We start from the raw sequence: 19,620 nt of genomic DNA on the forward strand, positions 1-19,620 counted from the left end.
ATGACACAGGTTGCATTGATCACCGGCGCAGCCCAGGGGCTGGGCAAAAGCATTGCCGAGCAACTGCTGAACGCAGGGTACCGGGTCGTGATCAGCGACCGTTCGCTAGAATCGGCACAGGCCACCGCCACTGAACTCGACGCCACGGGCAAGTGGGTCCTGGCGCTCAAGCTCGATGTATCGAGCAAGGCCGATTTCGAAGACGCGCTGGCGGCCGTCGTGGCGCATTGGGGCGAATTGCAGGTGGTGGTAAACAACGCCGCGATGACCATGACCACACCGGTGATGCAGATCAGTCCGGAAGAGTTCGACCGTGTTGTGAGCGTCAATCAGCGCGGCACTTTTGTCGGCTGCCAAGTGTTCGGCAGCTATCTGGCGGCCCGGGGTTACGGGAGGATCATCAACATGGCCTCCTTGGCCGGGCAGAACGGCGGCACCGCGACCGGCGCGCATTACGCCGCGTCCAAGGGCGCAATCATCACCTTGACCAAGATCTTTGCCAAGGAGCTGGCGGCGTCCGGTGTCACGGTCAACGCCATCGCCCCGGGCCCCATCGAGTCGCCGGCAGTGCGCGCCGCCGTGCCGCCCGAGCGCCTGGAAAAACTGATAGAGGCGATCCCGGTCAAGCAATTGGGTAACGCCGCGTTCATCGGCAAGCTGATCGTGCAACTGGCCAGCGAAGACGCCTACTTCACCACCGGGGCGACCTGGGATGTGAACGGCGGGATCTTCATGCGCTGAGTCCACGGTTACACGGTTTGAAAAAGCAGTCGGGGGTGCCCAGATGCACCCCCTTACAACGAAATCGGGATGGTCCTGTATGAGCGATCAATTATTGAAAGTCGTCGTGCGCAAGCGCGAAGAGCAGGGCGAAGGTGTTGTCGTACTGGATCTGAGTGATCCTGCGGGACAGCCTTTGCCCGCCTTCGAGGCGGGCGCGCATGTCGATATCCACCTCAAGACCGGTCTGGTCCGCCAGTATTCGCTGTGCGGTGATCCGGCCAACGCTGGCGCCTATCGCTTGGGCGTACTCAAGGATCCCGCCTCGCGGGGCGGTTCGGTGGCGGTGCATGAACTGCTGCAGGAAGGTCGCGAAATCGAGATCAGCCTGCCGCGCAATCACTTTCCGCTGGCCAGCGATGCCAGGCGTTCGATTCTGATCGGCGGCGGTATCGGCATCACCCCGATGGTGGCCATGGCTTACGCGCTGAATGCCCGCGACAGCGATTTCGAACTGCATTATTGCGGTCGTTCGCGCAGCCGCAGCGCCTTTCTCGAGGAGCTGGGTAACGCTGCGTTTGCGTCGCGGTTGAACACCCACTTTGACGACGAAGCCGCCGAGCAGAAACTCGACCTGCCAAAAGTGCTGGGCACTCCACAAGCCGGCGTACACGTGTATGTCTGCGGACCGGCCGGTTTCATGGACTGGGTCATTGCCCAGGCCCTGGAAGCGGGGTACGCCGACGATCATGTGCACCGCGAATACTTCCAGGTCGAAGTCGACGCTTCGGGCGCCGGTTTTGAAGTGGTCGCTCAGCGCAGCGGCAAGACCGTACAGGTTGCCGAGGGCCAGAGCATCGTCGATGCGCTGACTGCCGTGGGCATCAAGATTGAAGTGTCGTGTGAGCAAGGCGTTTGCGGCACGTGCTTGTGCGACGTTATCGAAGGTGAACCGGATCATCGCGACGTCTATCTCACGGATGACGAAAAATCTGCCAATGACCAGATTCTGGTGTGCTGTTCCCGGGCCAAGTCCAAGAAACTGGTGCTGGATATCTGATAGACCGGAGGGTAAGACCATGGTCGATACAACTGGATTTCGTAACTCAATGGCAATGCTTGGTGGCGCGGTTTCGGTCATCACCACCGATGGTCCTGCGGGTCGTTTCGGGTTTACCGCTTCGGCGGTGTGCAGCGTGACCGACCAGCCACCGACGCTGTTGGTGTGCATGAATCGCTCGTCGTTTTCCAACGTGCATTTCAAGAGCAACGGAGTGCTGAGCGTCAACGTGCTGACCCCGGGGCACCAGGAGGTGTCGGGGGCTTTTTCCAACCGCAATCTCGATACCGAACAGCGCTTTTCCTGCGCATCATGGAGCACCCTGGAGAGCGGTGCGCCGCTGCTTGAGGAGTCACTGGTCAGTTTCGACTGCCGAATCGCCCAGGCTCATGAAGTGGGATCGCACACCATTTTCTATTGCGAAGTATTGGGTATCCGTAATGGCGACAGCCAGGAAGGCCTGGTGTATTTCAATCGCGCGTACCACCGCTTGGGGGATGCCTCTAAAGCAACTTCCTGATATTGGTTTGTTCAAAAAAACGATAAGACTTTCCCTGATCGTTGAGTATTTAAAATAACTATAAAGCGGTTTTCGCTGTTCTGGCGAACGGTTGCGTTACGACTTTTTTGCAGTAAGTGGTTATAAAAACAATACTGCGGATTGACTGCCAAAGTTGCACTTTTGCTGAATTGATCTGCTTCCACTAGTCGTGCCTTCGTGCATGTAAAAAAGAAGGAAAGTTTGATGTTCCAGAAGAGCTGGGTAAACCGTGGCGTCACCACTGCGGCCGTGATGGGGATCTTCACACCGATGGTTGCGCAGGCTGACTTCGTAGACGACAGCCAAGTCAGTCTGGGGATGCGCAACTTTTATATCGATCGCGATTTCAAACAGTATGATGCGCCGCAATCACGGATCGGCAGTTGGACCCAAGGCTTCGATTTTCGCGCGATCTCGGGTTACACCGAAGGCACGCTGCAGTTTGGCCTGGACCTCTCGGCGCAGTACGCCTATCGCCTGGACGGCGGCGGTGGCCGTGGTCCGGACAGCATCATTCCGTACGACACCAGCAAGGGCGAACAAGTCCGGGACTATGGCCGTGCGGCGCTGACCGGGAAGGTTCGTTACAACAAAACCGAACTCAAGATAGGTGAACTTCGCCCGACGTTGCCGGTGGCTTACATCGACGACTCGCGGCAGCTAATCACCACCTATCACGGTGTGCAGCTTGAATCGAAAGAAGTGGACAACCTGACCCTGACCGGTGGCCGTTTTACCGAAATCAGTTCCCGGGAGTCTTCCAATACCGAGAAAATGTACTTGTTCAATGGGCCCAACGTTAAACGTCGCAGTGACGGTTTGAACTTTGGGGGCGCCACGTATGCGTTTACGCCGAACTTGTCCGGTACTTACTTCTTCGGTCAGTTGGAAGATATCTATAAGCAGCACTATCTGGGCTTGACCTATAACCATGATCTGGGGGGCGGTTACGGCTTGAAGACAGACCTTCGTTACTTCAATAACAGTGAAGACGGCAAGGCGCTGTACGGCAACATCGATAACAAGTCCTACGGGGTCATGACCACCCTGAAAAAGGGTGCCCATGCCTTCGGGGTCGGCTATCAGCGCATGCTGGGCGAGTCGACATTCCCGACGCTCAACGGCTATGCGCCGCAGCCTTACCTGGTGAACTGGTCGACAGTGGCGTTCGTCAAGCCGAACGAAAGCTCCTGGCAACTGCGTTATGACTACAACTTCGCGGGCATCGGTTTACCGGGGTTGAAATTGATGACGCGTTACATGCGCGGTACCGGCATCGATCGGGGCAACAATGCCCTCGACCAAAACGTCGAAAGCGAACGCAACATCGTGCTCGGCTATGTGGTGCAAAGCGGTCCGCTCAAAGATGTGGGTTTCGAATGGCGCCGCATTGACGTCAAGACGCGCTATGGCAATGGCAGTGCATCCGGTGCGGACTATCAGGAAAACCGCCTGATCACCACCTACACCTGGAAGTTCTGAAATCCCCCGGGAACTGTTCGCTGCTTCCGGGTTTGCCCACGCATCGGGCAAAGGTTTTCAACACTGGTTTTCCTTCGCCCGGATCGCTCCTTCCGGGTTTTTTTTCGCAGCGGTTTTATCCGCCCTACGAGGATGACCTATGCGTCGTTTCTATACCGGTTCCGACTTGAATCGTGTGCACAGCATTGCCGAACTGGCCGAGATGGCCCGGCGACGCTTGCCTTACTTCGTCTGGGAATACCTCAGCGGCGGCGCGGAAGCCGAACTGACGCTCAAGGATAATCTCGACGCGTTCAGTGCTCATGGTCTGCACGCCAGAGCCATGGTGCCATGCCATGCTCCCGACACGTCTCGCGCGTTGTTCGGCAGGGTGCTGCCAATGCCGATGCTGATCGGGCCGACAGGCTACAACGGCCTGCTGCACCGCGATGCCGACATTCACTTGGCCAGGGCTGCAACGGCACGTGGTTTGCCGTTCAGCCTGAGTACCGCGTCCAACACTTCTCTTGAGGATCTTGTCGCGGCGGCGCCTGGTGTCGACTTGTGGTTCCAGCTATACGCCATGCGTGATCCGGGGGTGCAAAAAAACCTGCTGGAGCGAGCCGCCGCTGTCGGTTGCCGGACTCTGGTGTTGACCTGTGATGCGATGGTGCTAGGCAATCGCGAGTGGGACCGACGCAGTTTCGCCAGGCCGCGACAGCTGACATGGCGCAACAAGTTTGACGTTGTCCGTCACCCGCGTTGGCTCAAGCAAGTGATGTGGCCATCGGGGCTGCCTGGCATGGGCAACCTTGAACCTTACTTGCCGCCAAGCGAGCGTAATGCCCTGGGATCGATGGCGTTTATCGGCAAGCAGATGGACACCTTGCTCGACTGGGACATGTTGGCGCGTCTGCGTGATCAATGGGGCGAGCGACTATTGCTCAAGGGCGTGTTGCATCCGGCCGATGTGGAACGAGCCATCGCCCTCGGGCTCGACGGTGTGGTGGTGTCCAATCACGGCGGCCGCCAACTGGACGGCGCCCTCGGCAGCCTCGACGCATTGGCGGCCATTGCGCCCCAGGCGAAGGGCAAACTCAGTCTGCTGCTGGATGGCGGGATCCGGCGTGGCAGCGATATCGTCAAAGCGCTCGCGCTTGGGGCCGATGCCGTGCTGTTGGGGCGGTCCAGTCTTTACGGCGTGGCGGTGGCAGGTGAAGAAGGTGCCGGGCGGGCGCTGGACATATTGACGGAAGAACTGGCGCGGACCCTGAACCTGATGGGCTGCACCCACCTCAACCACATTGACGGCGACAGCGTGTTCCAACGTCGACGCACCTGAGCATGGACGTGCGTTGACTCAATTGTGGGAGCGGGCTTGCTCGCGAAAGCGGAGTGTCAGACAACATCAATGTTGAATGAGCCGGCCCCTTCGCGAGCAAGTCCGCTCCCACAAGGATCGTGGTCGCACACGACGCAGGTTATTGCGTTGCAGAATCGGAATGACGCTTGCGCGTTTCGGGCAGTGGGTCGCTGGGGCCGTTTCTAGGGTCGAGGCTCTTCTACAGGAGTGCATTCATGAATATCAGTGTTATCGGCGGTGGTCACGGTTGCTACGCGGCAGCGATAGAGTTGGCGGAAAAAGGCCATTCGGTGCGTTTGTGGCGCCGGGACAGCGCCGCGTTGGAAAAACTGCAAGGCCTCGGTCATCCGCTCGTGCGCGACTTTCGTGGCGAACGCCGGTTGAGCCTTGGGCAGCACGGCGATGCCCTGACCTTGACTGCCGACCTGGCACAGGCCGTGGCCGATGCACAGTTGTTGGTCATTGCCTTGCCGTCGACCTCCCACGAAGCCCTGGCACGTGGTGATCAGCGGCTACGCGACCCGTCTACCGACCGGGGTTTTTCCGAGTCGTTTGAGCGAGTCGGCGTTCGCCGTGTTGCGTGAGGCTTATCCCAGCGTCGAGCCGATCGAAGATGCACTCAGCGGCGCACTGATGAACGCCGGGCCGATCATTCATCCGCCGTTGATCTTGATGAACGCTGGCCCACTTGAGCATTTCGAGACTTGGGACATTCACAACGAAGGCACTGTGCCTTCGATCCGTCGCGTGACCAATGCCCTCGACGCCGAACGTATGGCCGTGCGTGAAGCACTGGGCTATCGCGCGCCGCATTTTCCGCTGACCGATCATTACGCCACTGACGGTGATGAGTGGATGTACGGTCGCGGTGCTCACGGAAAGCTGACTGACAGCGGCGACTGGCGTGAAGACATCGACCTGCAAAAACACCGCTACATGCTTGAAGACACACGGTTGGGCTTGTCGTTTCTCGTGTCGGTCGGGCGTTGGGCCGACGTACCGACGCCGGTCGCTCAAGGCTTGTTGAGCGTGGCCACGGTGGTCAGTGGCATCGACCTTTACGCCGAGGGGCGAACCCTGGAAAACCTGGGACTGAATCTACTGAGCCGCAACGAAATGACGCGGTGCCTGAGCCAGCGATTGCAGGCATGAGTGCCGATACGCAACGCATCTGTATCGTCGGCGCGGGGCACATGGGCGAGGGCATTGCCTTGGCGTTCATGTTCGCCGGACTGCCGGTGACCCTGATCGATATCAAACAGCGCGATCGTGCGGCGCAGGACCGCTACTTCCGCGAGATCGAGGGCCACTTGCGCGGCGAACTGGCGACGCTTGCGCGCCTGGGGTCACTCGATCCTACCCAGGTCGAACAGGCGATGAGCCATTTACGCTTGAGTGATCGCGAGGGCAGTGGCGACGATTTGCAAAGTGCCGCCGTCGTGTTTGAAGCGGTGCCTGAAGTGCTTGAACTCAAGGCCCGGACTTTCGCTTGGCTGAGTGCGGTGTGTAGCGATGAAACGGTGATTGCATCGACCACATCGACCACATCGACACCGCGATTCGCGTCGGTTTCGGTCTGCGTTTCTCCGTACTGGGGATGCTCGAGTTTATCGACTGGGGCGGCGGCGACATTCTGTTCTATGCCTCCCATTACCTGGCTGAAGCCATCGATCCGCGTTTCCTGCCGCCCAAAGTCATTGCCGAGAACATGGCGCAAGGGCGCAACGGGCTGCGCGAAGGTCAGGGTTTTTATGATTGCCAGGACGTTGACCTGGAGGCCTACAAACTGCAGAGGCTGGGTGAGTTCACCCGCAAGCTTGAGTTGATGGGGCTGTCGCCGGTGTTCAACGGTGGTGTGGCAACGTCCTGAGCGCGGAGCTGACGTGTGATCGCGACAGCTTCACGACCGGGTTGCACAACCGGCGCGCCGTTATGGCTGCGTCGGTTTTTTCGTAGTGGATGCAGGTCATCCACGCATTTGTCGGGTCCTGAATCGAGGTTGTCATGAAGCTGTACGAATTGATCACGTTCACCGTGCGGGTGCGCACTGTCGCCACTGCCATGGCTTGTCTGGAGCAGCGCCTGGCCTTCGATGACGCCGCAGCGAAACTGATCGGCTGCTGGGCGTCGGAAATCGGCCCGCTGAATCAGATCGCGGTGTTGCGTGGTTTTACCGACGAGACGTCTCGCCAGGCTGAGCGCGAACGTTATCTGTCGAGTGCCGACGCATTTGGCATAGAGGCGTATCTGACGGACATGCGCGTGGAAAACTACTCGTTGTTTCCCTTCATCCAACCCCTGCCCGCCGGGCGCCACGGGCCGTTCTACGAGCTTCGCGTCTACGACCTCGTGCCGTCGGGCCTGGCACCCACGCTCAAGGGCTGGGAAAAAGCCGTGGGGCCGAGAACCAGCGCGCACTACTCAACGGTGTATGCAGCCTTCTATGCCACCGACGGTCAGTTGCCGCGTTACCTGCACATCTGGCCTTACGCCTCGCTCGAACAACGCCTGGACGTGCGCACCCGTGCCGTGCAGGACGGCGTCTGGCCGCCGGAAAATTCAGGCCCGCAACTGCGCGACATGCATTCGACGATCTACCTGCCGGCGAGCTTTTCGCCGCTGCAATGAGCCCCGTTAACGGGCACTCACGCGTTCCCCCGTAGGAGCCGGCTTGCTGGCTCCTACAGATCGATGTAGTGATCAGAAATTGGGCCTGCTGAAGTTGTGTTCAAACACCCAGATAACGCTGGGACAACTCAGGTGTTGCCGCCAACTGCACCGGCGTACCGTGCCAAACCTGTCGGCCCTTTTCGATGATGTGATGGCAGTCGACCACCCGGGCCATTTCCTTGAGGTTCTTGTCGATGACCAGAATTGTCTCGCCTTCGGCTTTCAAGCTCGCCAGGCAACTCCAGATGGTTTCGCGAATGATCGGCGCCAGGCCTTCGGTCGCCTCGTCGAGAATCAACAACTGCGGGTTGGTCAGCAGGGCGCGGGCGACCACCATCATCTGCTGTTCGCCACCGGAGAGGGTTTTCGACAACTGATCCTGGCGTTCCTGCAACCGTGGAAACAACTGGTAAATCCGCGCCAGGTCCCACTTGCCCCGGGTCGCAGTGGCCAGCAGGTTTTCCCGCACACTCAGGCTGCCAAAACCGCGCCGGCCTTCGGGCACCAGTCCCAGTCCGGCCTGGGCGATGCGGTAGGGTGGGGCACCGCGCATTTCCCGACCGTGAATCAAGACGCTGCCAGCGGTGGGCTTGAGCAGACCCATGATCGACTTGACCGTGGTGGTCTTGCCCATCCCATTGCGCCCGATCAGCGACACAACCTGGCCCTGTTCGATCTTCAAGTGCATGTCAAACAGCACTTGGCTCAGGCCATAGCCGGCCTGCAATCCAGTCACTTCAAGCATGTTCTTCTCCCAGGTAGGCGGCACGTACTTGCGGGTCGTTGCGAATCTGTTCGACGCTGCCGGTCAGGATGGTCTGGCCATAGACCAGCACGGTAATGCGATCCGCCAGGGCGAACACGGCGTCCATGTCGTGTTCGACCAGCAGGATCGCGTAGCGACCCTTGAGTTCGAGCAACAATTGCGTCATGCGAGCCGATTCCTCTGCCCCCATTCCTGCCATCGGTTCGTCGAGCAACAACACCGAAGCTTCTTGGGCCAGCGCCAGGGCGATTTCCAATTGCCTCCGTTCGCCGTGGGACAACTCGCGGACCAGTGCCTGGCCACGTGCCGCGAGGCCGACGCGTTGCAGATAGTCCGCTGCCGGGCCCAGCAGGCGGCGGTCACTGCTCAGAGGTTTCCACATGCCGAAGGTCTTGCCATCGCGGGCGGCGATCGCGACCGCGACGTTTTCCAGCAGGGTGAATTCCGGATACAGCTGGCTGACCTGAAAGGCGCGCGCCAGGCCGAGGCGGGGGCGTTGATGGGCGGGCACAGCGGTGATGTCCTGACCGTTGAGGAAAATCCGTCCCTTGTCCGGGCGTATCTCCCCGGAGATCTGCGAAATCAGCGTCGACTTGCCGGCGCCATTGGGGCCGATGATGGCGTGCAATTCCCCGGGGGTGATATCGAAGCTCGCACCGTTGGTGGCCTTGACCGCGCCAAAGGTTTTTTCCAGATCCTGGATCGACAGTTGCGCAATCATGAGCGTACCTCGCTGTTGGCAATGGCGGACGGAGCGTCTGGCACCGGGGGCTTGCGCAATTGCGGCCACGGACTGAGCAGCAGGCCGTACAGGCCTTTTTTGCCGAACAGCACCACGACCAGCAACAACGGACCGAAGATCAGCAGCCAGTGCTCGGTCCAGAGGCTCAACACTTGCTCCAGTCCCAGGTACACCGCAGCGCCGAGCACCGGTCCGAGCAGGGTGCCCACGCCGCCAAGAATGACCATCGCCATTAGTTCGCCGGACTTGTGCCAAGCGCCCATGTCCGGGCTGACGAACATCGCGTAATTGGCCCACAAGATCCCGGCCAGGCCACCCCCGACGCCAGCGATGACGAAGGCGCTCAGCCGGTAGCGCAACGGGTGCAAACCCAGGCTGATGCTGCGCCGTTCGCTTTGCTTCAGGCCCCGCAGTACATAGCCGAAGCGCGAGTTGACCAGCCGCCGACAGAACAGCAGCCAGGCCACCAGAAGCCCCAGGCACAGGTAGTAGAACTGCACCGGATTTTCCAGGTCCACTCCCGGTAGCGTATTGCGCTGGCTGAGCAGGATGCCGTCGTCGCCGCCGTACAACGACAGCGAACTGAGGAGGAAATACAGCATCTGGCCGAACGCCAACGTAATCATGATGAACTGCACACCGCTGGTGCGCAGCGACAGATAGCCGACCACCAAGGCAAACAGCGCACAGACCAGCAGCGACAGCGGCCAGACGATCAGCGCACTGTCAGAGCCGTCCCAGCCCCACAGCGGCATGGCCTGGGACGTGTGGAAACCGATGACGCCGACCACGTAGCCGCCCAGGCCGAAGAACGCTGCATGACCGAAGCTGATCATCGCGCCATAGCCGATCAACAGGTCCAGGCTGGCGGCGGCCATGCCGTAGATCGCCAGACGCGTGAACAGGCTGACCAGAAAGGGTTCGTGCAACAACGACGCAAGCAGCGGCAGGAGGGCGAACGTCGCCAGGCAGAGCAGATCGATAAGGACTCGACGGGACATGTAGTTCTCCTCAGGCGCGGGCGGGCAACAGGCCGCGTGGACGGACCAGCAGGACGACGGCCATGACGATGTAGGCACTGGCGGAAATAAGCCCGCCACTCAAGGTGCCGCTGACTTCGGCAGGCAACAGTTGGTCGAGCAATTGCGGGATGTACGCTCGCCCGAGGCCGTCGACCATGCCGATCAGCAAGGCACCGGCGAGCGCGCCGCGCACTGAGCCGACACCGCCGACGACGATCACGACAAACGTGGTGATCAGGACTTTTTCGCCCATGCCGATTTCCACCGACAGCAACGGGGCCGCCATGAAGCCGGCGAGTCCGCAGAGCACGCAGCCGAAGACGAACACCAGGGTGTAAAGACGCGCGATGTTCACGCCCAATGCGCCAACCATCTCGTGATCGTCGGCCCCAGCACGTATCAGCATTCCCAGACGGGTATGGTTGATCAGCAACCACATGGCAATCGCCACCAATGCCCCGGCAGCGATGAACAACAGGCGGCTGACCGGGTACATCAACCCAGGCAGGACTTCGACGAAGGTGCCGTACCACTCGGGTGTCGGCATGGCCGGCGGACTGCGACCGAACAACACGGTGATCAACTCGTTGGTGAAAAACACCACGGCCAGGGTGGCCAGCACCTGGTCGAGGTGATCGCGGGTGTAGAGACGGCGCATGATGCTGGTTTCAATCAGCAGCCCGTACAGTGCGGAGCCAATCACCGCCGCCAGCCCGGCAAGCCAGAACGATCCGCTGAGCGAAGCGGTGTAGGCGGCGCAGAACGCCCCGACCATGTAGAAGGCGCCATGGGCCAGATTGATGACGCCCATGATGCCGAAGATCAGCGTCAGGCCGGAGGCGAGCAAAAACAGCAAGGCGCTGTATTGCAGGCCGTTCAGAATTTGTTCAAGTAGCAGCATGCTGGAGAATCCTACGAAAAGTGCCGGCAGCCGAAGCCGCCGGTCACGAGACCAAAAGGTCGGATCACAGGGCGCATTCGGTGGCGAAGCTGTCCACTTGTGATTTGGCGATGGTCTGCACCGGCACCTGGATCAGCTTGCCGTTGGCATCGGCTTCGACGCGCAGCAAGTACCAGTCGATGACCGCATGCTGGTTCTTGCCGAAAGCGAAATCGCCACGGATCGAGTCGAACTTGACGTTGCGCAGAGCTTTGCGAAAGGCCTCGGGGTCTTTCATGTCGCCGCCCACACGCTTGAGGGCAGCGCCGATCAGACGCGCCGTGTCATAGGTCTGAGCGGCATACACCGTTGGCACGCGGTTGTATTTTTCGCTGAACGCTTTGACGAACGCCTGGTTGGCCGGGTTTTTAGATCCAGGGTTCCACAAGGTCACGATGTTCATGCCTTTGGCGACATCGCCGGTGGCGGCGAGCATGCGTTCGTCCATGGAGAATACGGGCACTACCATCGGGATGGTTTTGCTCAGGCCCGAGCTGCCGTATTGCTTGGCGAAGTTGATGCCTGCACCGCCGGGGTGGAATTCGAAAATCGCATCCGGCGCCAGCGAACGCACCCGAGCCAGTTCGACCGAGAAATCCAGCTGGTTGAGCTTGGTGTAGATCTCGGTGACCTCACCTTTGTACGTGCGCTTGAAGCCTTCCAGCGCATCGCGTCCGCCCTGGTAGTTGGGGGCGAGGATGACCATCTTTTTGTAGCCCAGCTCATTGGCCGCGACACCGGCCATTTCATGGATCGTGTCGTTCTGGTACGAGGCCACGAAGTAGTTGGGTTTGCACTGCTTGCCGGCCAGGCTCGAAGGGCCGGTGTTGTTGCTGATGTAGAAACCGTCCTTGGTCGCCGTGTTGACCACCGCCGCCAGCACATTGGAAAAAATTACGCCGGTGTACAGCGAAATGCCGTCCAGGCTCATCCGGTCGATGATCTGCTTGGCGCGCGCCGGTTGCAGTCCGTCGTCCTCAACCAGCAGGTTTACGGCCACACCGCCGAGTTTTCCGTCCTCCTGATCGATGGCCAGCTGGAAGCCATCGCGGGAGTCTTCGCCCAGATAACCGGCGGGGGTCGAGAGGGTGGTGATAAAACCGATGCGCACCGGGTCTTGGGCTTGGGCCAGCAGACTGGTCACGCAGCTGGCCGCCAGCAGTGTACCCACGAGTAGTTTTTTCATAGTGCCGCCTTTAATGAAGTCCGCATCGCGCGTGACGTAGTTGTTAGTTGAGGGCAGTAAAAAAGATCCGGGTGCCTGGAAATTTGTTTTGGCTGTGGGTTCCAGTGTCAGGTGTTGCTTTCGGTGAATTTCTCGTAGTACAGGCGCGTCTGGTCCAGCGCCTGGCCAGCCAGCCATTGCTTGATCGACTCGACCATCGGCGGTGGGCCGCAGAGGTACATGTCCAGGTCCTGATCACGAAACTCGGCGAGGTCGAAATGCTCTGTGATGTAGCCGCGTTTTCCACTCCAGTCCGGGGCCGGATCGCTGATGACCGGGGTGAAGCGAAAACCGGGAATCCGCTCTGCGTAGGCCACGATGCGCGCGGTTTCGCAAAGGTCGGCGGCGTTACGCACGCCGTAGTACAGATGCACCGGATGCCCGCACCCACCACGCTCCGCGATCTCGTCGAGCATGCCCAGAAACGCCGAGAGCCCGGTGCCGCCAGCGACAAACACTAACGGCTTGTCGACATGGCGCAGGTAAAAGGCACCGAGGGGGGCTTCGAGCATGATCTCGTCGCCGATCAGGCTGCGCTCGCGGATGTAATTACTCATCAGCCCGTCGGGCAGCAGCCGGATCAGGAACTGCAACTGGTTGCTGCCATTGGGGCGGTTGGCAAATGAGTAGGAGCGCTGGCCGTCTGTGCCCGGCACTTGCAGTCGAGCGTACTGGCCGGGCAAAAAGTCCAGATGCTGACCATCGGCACCGGCGTCCAGATGCAGGATCGCGGTATTCGGCGATACCTGCTCGACGGCCCGCACGATGCCCTTGAGCCGCTCCGGGCCCGGCGCATTGCACAGGCTGGACGCGAAGTCGAAGTAGAACGCTGCATCGGATTGGACGCGGGTCTGGCAGGTCAGCATTTTGCGCTGGCGCAGGTCGTCGGCCGACAGCGCTTCATCGTCGACATAGTCCTGACTGTACTGGCCCGACTCGCAGCGCCCCTGACATGTCCCGCACACACCTTCCCGGCAATCGAGCGGGATATTGATGCCGTTGCGCAGCGCCGCATCGAGCAGAATTTCATTGTTCTGTACCGGGAAGAACAAGGTTTTGCCATCGGCAAAACTGAACGCGACCTTGTGACTCATGATCCAGATTTCCGCCAGTCAGAGGTGATAAAAATCGAGCACCGAATTGATCGTGTCGTTGAGTAGCACCACATGCTTTCGGCTGATCTTCCAGCTCTCGCCATCGGGCCGCAGGCGGTAGGTGGCGCGACCGAAGAACTGCTCGGCGGTTTGCAGGCGGTAGTAGAGGGTGTGCCAGTTGACCCGCACCTCCAGCTCATCGTTGTCCAGTGGCGCAATCCGCACATTGCTGATCAGGTGCAGGGTGCGCGGCATCGGGATGGTTGATGCCGCCTTGCCGGTGCGAATACGGAACACCCGGTCTTCGAGGCCGCCACGATTGGGGTAGTAAATCAGCGACATGCCTTTTTTCGGGTCGGTGGTGTAGACATGCTCCGAGTCCCATTGCGGCAGGTGGAACTCGCTGTCGTCGCTGAACATCGACAAGTACGTATCCCAGTCCTGGGCGTCGCAGGCTTCAGCGTTGCGGTAGAAAAATTGCTCGATGCGGTATTGCAGTTGCGAATTCATGTTCACACCTCACGCAGTTTCAACGGTTGCTCTTCGGCGGCTTTGCGCGCCAGACCTTCGAGCATGAAGCGCTGCCAGTTGCCATGTTGATTGACGTAGAGGCCTTCATGGGTGAACTCGGTGCCGGTCAGCGCCGGTGAGATGCCAATGGTTTCGCTGTTGGGCGTCGCCCCCTCGACCCATTTGCCCACGCCACGGGAAATGTCGTTCCAGCGCTCCAGACGTGCCTGGAAACCGCGTTGGGCTTCGCGGAATTCCACCAGGTCGTCGGGGGTGCCCATGCCGGACACGTTGAAGAAGTCTTCGAACTGACGAATGCGGTTTTCCCGATCGGCATCCGACTCGCCGACCACGCCCAGGCAGAAGCTGTTGATCTCGGTCTTGTTCCAGGCGATCGGACGAATAATGCGCAACTGCGAGCTGATCTGGTCGAGGAAGAACATGCTCGGGTAGATGTTCAGGTTACGCAGCCGATGCATCATCCATTCAGCCTTGCCCTGACCGTACTCTTCGAGCAGGCGCGGCATGATCGTGCTGTAACCGGGGCGTACCGCCGGGTTGGGCATATCGCTGAACAGCACGCTGTGGCCGTTGTGGAAGGCAAACCAGCCGTCGTCGGTTTCCTTGTCGCCAGCGCCGAGCTTGCTGTAATCCAGGGTGTCAGCCCCGGCCAGGCCTTTCTCGGTATTGACCTGCTGGCGATGCTGTACGGTGGCCACGTAGTTGTAGTGCACGGTGCTGACGTGATAGCCGTCCAGACCGTTTTCGTTCTGCAGTTTCCAGTTGCCGTCGTAGGTGTAGGTGGACTTGCCCGGCAGCACTTCCAGTTCACCGGTGGGCGACTGGGCGACCATCATGTCGAAGAACACCTTGGTGTCGCCGAGGAAGTCTTGCAGCGAGTCAGTGCCTTCGACATTGAGGCTGACAAACACAAACCCTTTGTAGCTTTCGATGCGGGCTTTTTTCAGGCCTCGGGTGGCTTTATCGAAACCTTCCGGGTATTCACCGGGCGCCTTGACCTTGACCAGACGGCCATCGCTTTTGTAGCACCATGCATGGAACGGACAGGTGAAGGTCGACTGGTTGCCCTTGCCGACGCGGGTCAGGGTTGTGCCCCGGTGCTGACAGGCGTTGATCAGTGCGTTGAGTTGGCCGTCGCCGTCGCGGGTGATGATCATTGGCTGGCGCCCGGCGCGCAGGGTCATGAAATCATGCTTGTTGGCAATTTCGCTTTCGTGGCAGGCGTAGATCCAGTTTTTCTCGAAGATCAGTTCCATTTCCAGATCAAACAAATCCGGCTCGGTAAACATATCCCGGGCAATACGGAAGATGCCTTCCGCTGGCCGGAAGTCCAGACAGCCTTCAATAAAACTTTTCCACTGTTCGACGCTTTTGGCACTGCTCATTAATCGATACCTCGTTGCATCGGGATAATTCGTGCGTTCAATAAGTTGTTCGTGTCTGCATTAAATAAGTTGCCCGCGTCGGGGTCTATCCGCTTTGTCGGCAAACACAGTCCATAAAATTGGCCAGTGTGCGTTGGCCCAGCCCTAGCAGGCATGGGGTGGTACGGTGGATGCGGAGAAATTGATAAATCGAAGTAAACGGATATGAGTCTCGAATTAACAGGATAGAGACTCTGGCGCCAATGCTGCCTAATCATTCTTGATGCGTATCGGCTGTCTCGTCGGAGCGACATCAACCCTAACGACTCATGCTGAATATTTTAATAAAGAAATAACTGCCAACTATTGGAGTGATCACTTTGGTCGCGCCGCTACTTGATGTGTTCGCACATTAAATAAGAGGGAATAAGCTATGTTTCAAGCGAGTTGGTTTACCCGTTGCGTGCAGACGGCCAGCCTGGCTGGAATGATTACACCGATAATGGCCCAGGCGGACTTCGTTGAAGGCAGCCACTTGGGGCTGGGTTTGCGCAACTTTTATATCGATCGCGACTTCAAGGGTGAAAACCCGAAGAACTCCCGCGTCGGCAGCTGGACCCAGGGCTTCGACCTGCGCTTCATCTCGGGCTACACCGAGGGGCCGCTGCAGTTTGGCCTGGATGCTTCGATGCAGTACGCCTACCGGCTCGACGGCGGTGGTGGCAGGGGGCCTGACAGCATCATTCCCTATAGCGTCAGCAAGCAAGAGCAAGCGACCGACTATGGCCGTGGCGGCTACACCGCGAAGGTGCGCTATTCCAAAACCGAGTTGAAATACGGTGAGCATCGGCCAACGCTGCCGGTGGCCTACACCGACGATTCGCGGCAACTGGTCACCACGTATCACGGCACCCTGATCGAGTCCAAAGAGGTGGACAAGCTGACGCTGACGGGCGGGCGCTTCACCGAAATCAGCGGTCGCGAATCCTCCAACAGCGAAAAAATGTACTTGTTCAACGGGCCTGACGTGCAGCGCCGCAGCGATGGTTTGAACTTTGGCGGCGCCAGCTACGCGTTCACGCCGGCGCTGACCGGGACCTATTTCTATGGTCAGTTGGAAGACATCTATCGCCAGCATTATCTGGGTGCAACCTACCTGGCAGACCTGGGCGGCGGTTACGCTCTGAAAACCGATATGCGCTATTTCAATAACAAGGAAGATGGCGACGCGCTGTACGGCCGCATCGATAATCGCTCCTACGGCGCCATGACCACCGTGCGCAAAGGGGCTCACTCTTTCGGCCTGGGTTATCAGCGGATGCTTGGCGACAGTACGTTCCCGACTCTGAACGGTTACGCGCCACAGCCTTACCTGGTGAACTGGTCCGCCATCGCTTTCGTCAAACCCAACGAAAAATCCTGGCAGGCGCGCTATGACTTCGATTTCGCTGGTGTGGGTGTGCCTGGCTTGAAGCTGATGACGCGTTATATGCGCGGCACCGACATCGATCGCGGCGCTCTCAGCGACAACAGCGAATCGGAGCGCAATATCTATCTGTCCTACGTGGTTCAGGAAGGTCCGCTGAAGAACCTTGGCCTCGAACTGCGCAACATCAACGTCAAGTTCCGACACGGTAATGACTTCGACGAAAACCGCCTTATCACCACCTACACCTGGAAATTCTGGTAAGCGATCAGCCCCACCCGAGCAAGATTTCGGGCTTCTGCGCTTCAACAATTCCAGGGGGTAACACCTGCCTGCTCATCTGGGCAGGTAATACCCAATCACGCCTGGTGTTCAATGCATGCCTATTGTGCCGACCGGTGGGCGTCTGCTCTTTTTTGCAGCGCCATACCTGTGTTTACGGCGTGAGAAGGGCGTTCAGGGGCATGGACGGTCCTGGCGATGCACTGTCCCTATCCGATTATTCGGTGAATGTTATCCGTATATTTCGGCCGGCCCCCGGAGGTAGGCACGCGGCATGAAGATTGCTCTTTCAAACAGAGGCGTGCCGTTAGAGCGCGTTCATAAAACAGCCGTGGGTGCCCCGTGATGAGTACAAGTCCTGATGTACATGTTCGTGACATTCGTATCGAGCGTTATGACCTCAATGGTGCGCGGCAGTGGATGGCCGGGATCTGTGGGCCGCATCTGCTCAAGACCAGCCATCCCAACCGCATTCAGTTCCATCACAGCGGCAATGTACTCAAATCTATGTCCACCACGTTGGGGATGATCGAGTACGGCACCGACGTCACGGTCGGCATCGAAGACGCCGAACACCTGAGCAGCTACAGCCTCAGTCTGCCCCTCGTCGGTGAACAGCACTTGAGCAAGAGCGGCTGTCAGGTAACGTCTGACCGTGACTGCGCAATCATCGTGTCGCCTCACGAAAACCAGGAACTGACGATCAACGGTGATTGCCGCAAGATCCAGGTCGTCATCACCCGCGCGGCCATGCGCAAATCCCTTGAAGACATGTTGCAGCGACCCTTGGAAACCCCCTTGCGTTTCGAACCGGTGATGGACGCCGTCAACGGTTCTTCTGCCTCCTGGTGGCGCATGGCGCGCTACTTTATCGGCGAACTGGAGCGCAGCCGCGAGCTGTATGACCAGACGTTTTTCACACGCGACATCGAGAGTTCGCTGATCAAGGGGTTGATCCTCGCCCAGCCGAATAACTACTCCGAAGAGTTGCGCGATGTGCTCGGTGTCAAGTTGCCGCACTACCTGATTCGAGCCAAACAGTACATCCACGAAAATGCCCGCGAAGCGCTGCACCTGGAAGACATCGAGGCGATTTCCGGTGTGTCGCGGTTCAAGCTGTTCGAAGGTTTCAAAAAATATTTCGGCATGTCGCCGATGGCGTATTTAAAGAAGCACCGGCTGGGAGCCGTGCGCCAGGAAATCCTCGAGGACAATTCGGCGCGCAATATTTCTGTGATCGCCATGGGTTGGGGGTTTACCCACCTGGGACGGTTCTCCAGCGAGTATCGCAAGCTGTTCGATGAAACACCGAGCACCACCCTGCAACGTAACGAAGCTCGCCGAAACCGGTCGCTCTAAGCCATGGCTGCGCTATCGGTTCACCCTCTGCCTGGCGCTGGTGCGGGGCTCGATCTGTCGAGGCTGTGCCAAACACCGGTCTTCACCAGCAGCTCGCGGCAAGAAAGTCATCGGCTGCTCGCTCGTGAGTTGGTCGAACACGATCTGAGTTGGCGCAGTGGCAATGTCGACACGGCGTTTTTTCGCGCTGAAGTGGGGCGTTGCCAATTGTTTGTCCTGCGTTATGGCGCCGAGGTTGAGGTACGGCCACGGCCTTTTACCGATTTCGTCTTGATGCAAATGCCGTTGCGCGGGCGGGCGAGTATCGAGTGCGACGGGCTGGCGCTGGAGCTGGAGGCGGGTCAGGTGGCCGTGCTTTCGCCCAATCGACAGGCACGACTGGTCTGGCACAGTGGCTGCGAACAGTTGCTGCTCAAGGTGCCGCGCTCATTGTTGAGGCTGATGCAGGAAAGGCTGGTGGACGAAGGCGGGCTGGCCGCCGATTTCAGCTTGCCACCCGCTTACCGGCTCGACACCGGACAGGCGCGTGGCTGGTTGCGCCTGGTCGATGATTTGCTTGAGCAACTGGGGGCCAGCGCGGGTGAGCCGGTGCATGCGCACTGGTTGCGACATCTGGAAGAAAGCCTGCCGCTGTTCCTGCTGACCCATCCACCGAAAGTCGACGGGTCGCCGATGGCGGTCGTTGCGTCGCCGGCACAGCGCCAGGCCTTGAGGCAGTTGCATAAGATCGAAGACTTGATGCGCAGTCGTCTGGGTGACGCACTATCCCTGGGCGAACTGGCCGCTGCGGCGGGGATGAGCGAGCGCAGCCTCAACACCCTGTGCCAGCGCTGTTACGGACAAACGCCCATGGAGCGGTTGCGCAACCTGAGGCTTGAAGCGGTGCGTGATCGTCTGCTCGGTGGTTGCGACGTGAGCATTACCGAAGTCGCCCTGGAGCATGGCTTTGGCCATCTCGGGCGTTTCGCCCGCTATTACCGTGAACGGTTTGGCGAACTCCCGCATCAGACGGCTGCCAGCAGATAATCAAACGCTGCCCCTTGCAGGAGCAAGC

The 19,620-nt window shown here is 59.3% G+C and carries 20 protein-coding genes and 1 pseudogene; 13 read left to right on the forward strand and 8 right to left on the reverse strand.

What is annotated here, in order from left to right:
- The 10 genes and pseudogenes from ACYZT7_RS12180 to ACYZT7_RS12225 all read left to right on the forward strand — a co-directional run bounded on the left by ACYZT7_RS12180 (position 1) and on the right by ACYZT7_RS12225 (position 7,773).
- Positions 1 to 741, forward strand: a complete 741-nt coding sequence (locus tag ACYZT7_RS12180; RefSeq protein ID WP_462041194.1) for an SDR family NAD(P)-dependent oxidoreductase — start codon at positions 1 to 3, stop codon at positions 739 to 741.
- Positions 742 to 820: 79 nt separating this feature from the next.
- Positions 821 to 1,780 carry a PDR/VanB family oxidoreductase gene (locus ACYZT7_RS12185; RefSeq protein WP_462041195.1) on the forward strand — a complete coding sequence of 320 codons (960 nt, stop codon included), beginning with the start codon at positions 821 to 823 and terminating at the stop codon, positions 1,778 to 1,780.
- Positions 1,781 to 1,799: 19 nt separating this feature from the next.
- Complete coding sequence (locus tag ACYZT7_RS12190; RefSeq protein WP_462041196.1) at positions 1,800 to 2,300, forward strand: flavin reductase; 501 nt, start codon at positions 1,800 to 1,802, stop codon at positions 2,298 to 2,300.
- A gap of 225 nt (positions 2,301 to 2,525) precedes the next feature.
- Positions 2,526 to 3,803, forward strand: a complete 1,278-nt coding sequence (locus tag ACYZT7_RS12195; RefSeq protein ID WP_462041197.1) for an OprD family porin — start codon at positions 2,526 to 2,528, stop codon at positions 3,801 to 3,803.
- A 139-nt stretch (positions 3,804 to 3,942) separates the two neighbouring features.
- Positions 3,943 to 5,124 (forward strand): alpha-hydroxy acid oxidase, encoded by a 1,182-nt coding sequence (locus ACYZT7_RS12200; RefSeq protein ID WP_462041198.1) that lies wholly within the window; start codon positions 3,943 to 3,945, stop codon positions 5,122 to 5,124.
- A gap of 236 nt (positions 5,125 to 5,360) precedes the next feature.
- The gene (locus ACYZT7_RS12205; protein ID WP_462041199.1) at positions 5,361 to 5,729 is read left to right on the forward strand and encodes a hypothetical protein; all 369 of its coding nucleotides are present in this window, start codon (positions 5,361 to 5,363) and stop codon (positions 5,727 to 5,729) included.
- A complete protein-coding gene (locus ACYZT7_RS12210; protein WP_462041200.1) occupies positions 5,698 to 6,297 on the forward strand; it encodes an NAD/NADP octopine/nopaline dehydrogenase family protein in 600 nt (199 codons plus the stop codon). Before ACYZT7_RS12205 ends, ACYZT7_RS12210 begins: the two co-directional genes overlap by 32 nt.
- 68 nt (positions 6,298 to 6,365) lie before the next feature.
- Positions 6,366 to 6,653: pseudogene (locus ACYZT7_RS12215) on the forward strand (3-hydroxyacyl-CoA dehydrogenase NAD-binding domain-containing protein); the annotation flags it as partial.
- An 89-nt stretch (positions 6,654 to 6,742) separates the two neighbouring features.
- On the forward strand, positions 6,743 to 7,015 hold the full coding sequence (locus ACYZT7_RS12220) for a hypothetical protein (RefSeq protein ID WP_462041201.1): 273 nt from the start codon (positions 6,743 to 6,745) through the stop codon (positions 7,013 to 7,015).
- 134 nt (positions 7,016 to 7,149) lie between these two features.
- Positions 7,150 to 7,773, forward strand: coding sequence for an NIPSNAP family protein (locus ACYZT7_RS12225; protein WP_462041202.1), 624 nt, complete (start codon positions 7,150 to 7,152; stop codon positions 7,771 to 7,773).
- A gap of 100 nt (positions 7,774 to 7,873) precedes the next feature.
- On the opposite strand, the gene ACYZT7_RS12230 is transcribed toward ACYZT7_RS12225, so the two are convergent.
- The 8 genes from ACYZT7_RS12230 to antA form a co-directional block, all read right to left on the reverse strand.
- Entirely contained in the window at positions 7,874 to 8,560 is a 687-nt protein-coding gene (locus tag ACYZT7_RS12230) for an ABC transporter ATP-binding protein (RefSeq protein WP_462041203.1), read from the reverse strand.
- Positions 8,553 to 9,302, reverse strand: coding sequence for an ABC transporter ATP-binding protein (locus ACYZT7_RS12235; protein ID WP_462041204.1), 750 nt, complete (start codon positions 9,300 to 9,302; stop codon positions 8,553 to 8,555). The genes ACYZT7_RS12230 and ACYZT7_RS12235 overlap by 8 nt, the downstream gene beginning before the upstream one ends.
- Complete coding sequence (locus ACYZT7_RS12240; protein ID WP_462041205.1) at positions 9,299 to 10,324, reverse strand: branched-chain amino acid ABC transporter permease; 1,026 nt, start codon at positions 10,322 to 10,324, stop codon at positions 9,299 to 9,301. Before ACYZT7_RS12240 ends, ACYZT7_RS12235 begins: the two co-directional genes overlap by 4 nt.
- 10 nt (positions 10,325 to 10,334) lie before the next feature.
- Positions 10,335 to 11,246 (reverse strand): branched-chain amino acid ABC transporter permease, encoded by a 912-nt coding sequence (locus ACYZT7_RS12245; RefSeq protein WP_129444802.1) that lies wholly within the window; start codon positions 11,244 to 11,246, stop codon positions 10,335 to 10,337.
- 64 nt (positions 11,247 to 11,310) lie between these two features.
- Positions 11,311 to 12,471, reverse strand: coding sequence for an ABC transporter substrate-binding protein (locus ACYZT7_RS12250; protein ID WP_462041206.1), 1,161 nt, complete (start codon positions 12,469 to 12,471; stop codon positions 11,311 to 11,313).
- 107 nt (positions 12,472 to 12,578) lie between these two features.
- Positions 12,579 to 13,604: an anthranilate 1,2-dioxygenase electron transfer component AntC gene (gene antC / locus ACYZT7_RS12255; protein WP_462041207.1), complete on the reverse strand. Its 1,026-nt coding sequence runs from the start codon at positions 13,602 to 13,604 to the stop codon at positions 12,579 to 12,581.
- 18 nt (positions 13,605 to 13,622) lie between these two features.
- Positions 13,623 to 14,114, reverse strand: a complete 492-nt coding sequence (gene antB / locus ACYZT7_RS12260) for an anthranilate 1,2-dioxygenase small subunit (protein WP_084377596.1) — start codon at positions 14,112 to 14,114, stop codon at positions 13,623 to 13,625.
- 2 nt (positions 14,115 to 14,116) lie between these two features.
- A complete protein-coding gene (gene antA / locus ACYZT7_RS12265; RefSeq protein WP_462041208.1) occupies positions 14,117 to 15,520 on the reverse strand; it encodes an anthranilate 1,2-dioxygenase large subunit in 1,404 nt (467 codons plus the stop codon).
- A gap of 412 nt (positions 15,521 to 15,932) precedes the next feature.
- On the opposite strand from antA, the gene ACYZT7_RS12270 reads away from it, so the two are divergent.
- From ACYZT7_RS12270 to ACYZT7_RS12280, 3 genes are all read left to right on the forward strand, one after another.
- On the forward strand, positions 15,933 to 17,189 hold the full coding sequence (locus ACYZT7_RS12270; RefSeq protein WP_462041209.1) for an OprD family porin: 1,257 nt from the start codon (positions 15,933 to 15,935) through the stop codon (positions 17,187 to 17,189).
- A gap of 363 nt (positions 17,190 to 17,552) precedes the next feature.
- The gene (locus tag ACYZT7_RS12275; RefSeq protein ID WP_178082687.1) at positions 17,553 to 18,566 is read left to right on the forward strand and encodes an AraC family transcriptional regulator; all 1,014 of its coding nucleotides are present in this window, start codon (positions 17,553 to 17,555) and stop codon (positions 18,564 to 18,566) included.
- A gap of 3 nt (positions 18,567 to 18,569) precedes the next feature.
- Complete coding sequence (locus ACYZT7_RS12280) at positions 18,570 to 19,592, forward strand: AraC family transcriptional regulator (protein ID WP_462041210.1); 1,023 nt, start codon at positions 18,570 to 18,572, stop codon at positions 19,590 to 19,592.
- Positions 19,593 to 19,620 lie beyond the last annotated feature (28 nt).

This window comes from Pseudomonas sp. RT4P38, assembly GCF_054897765.1.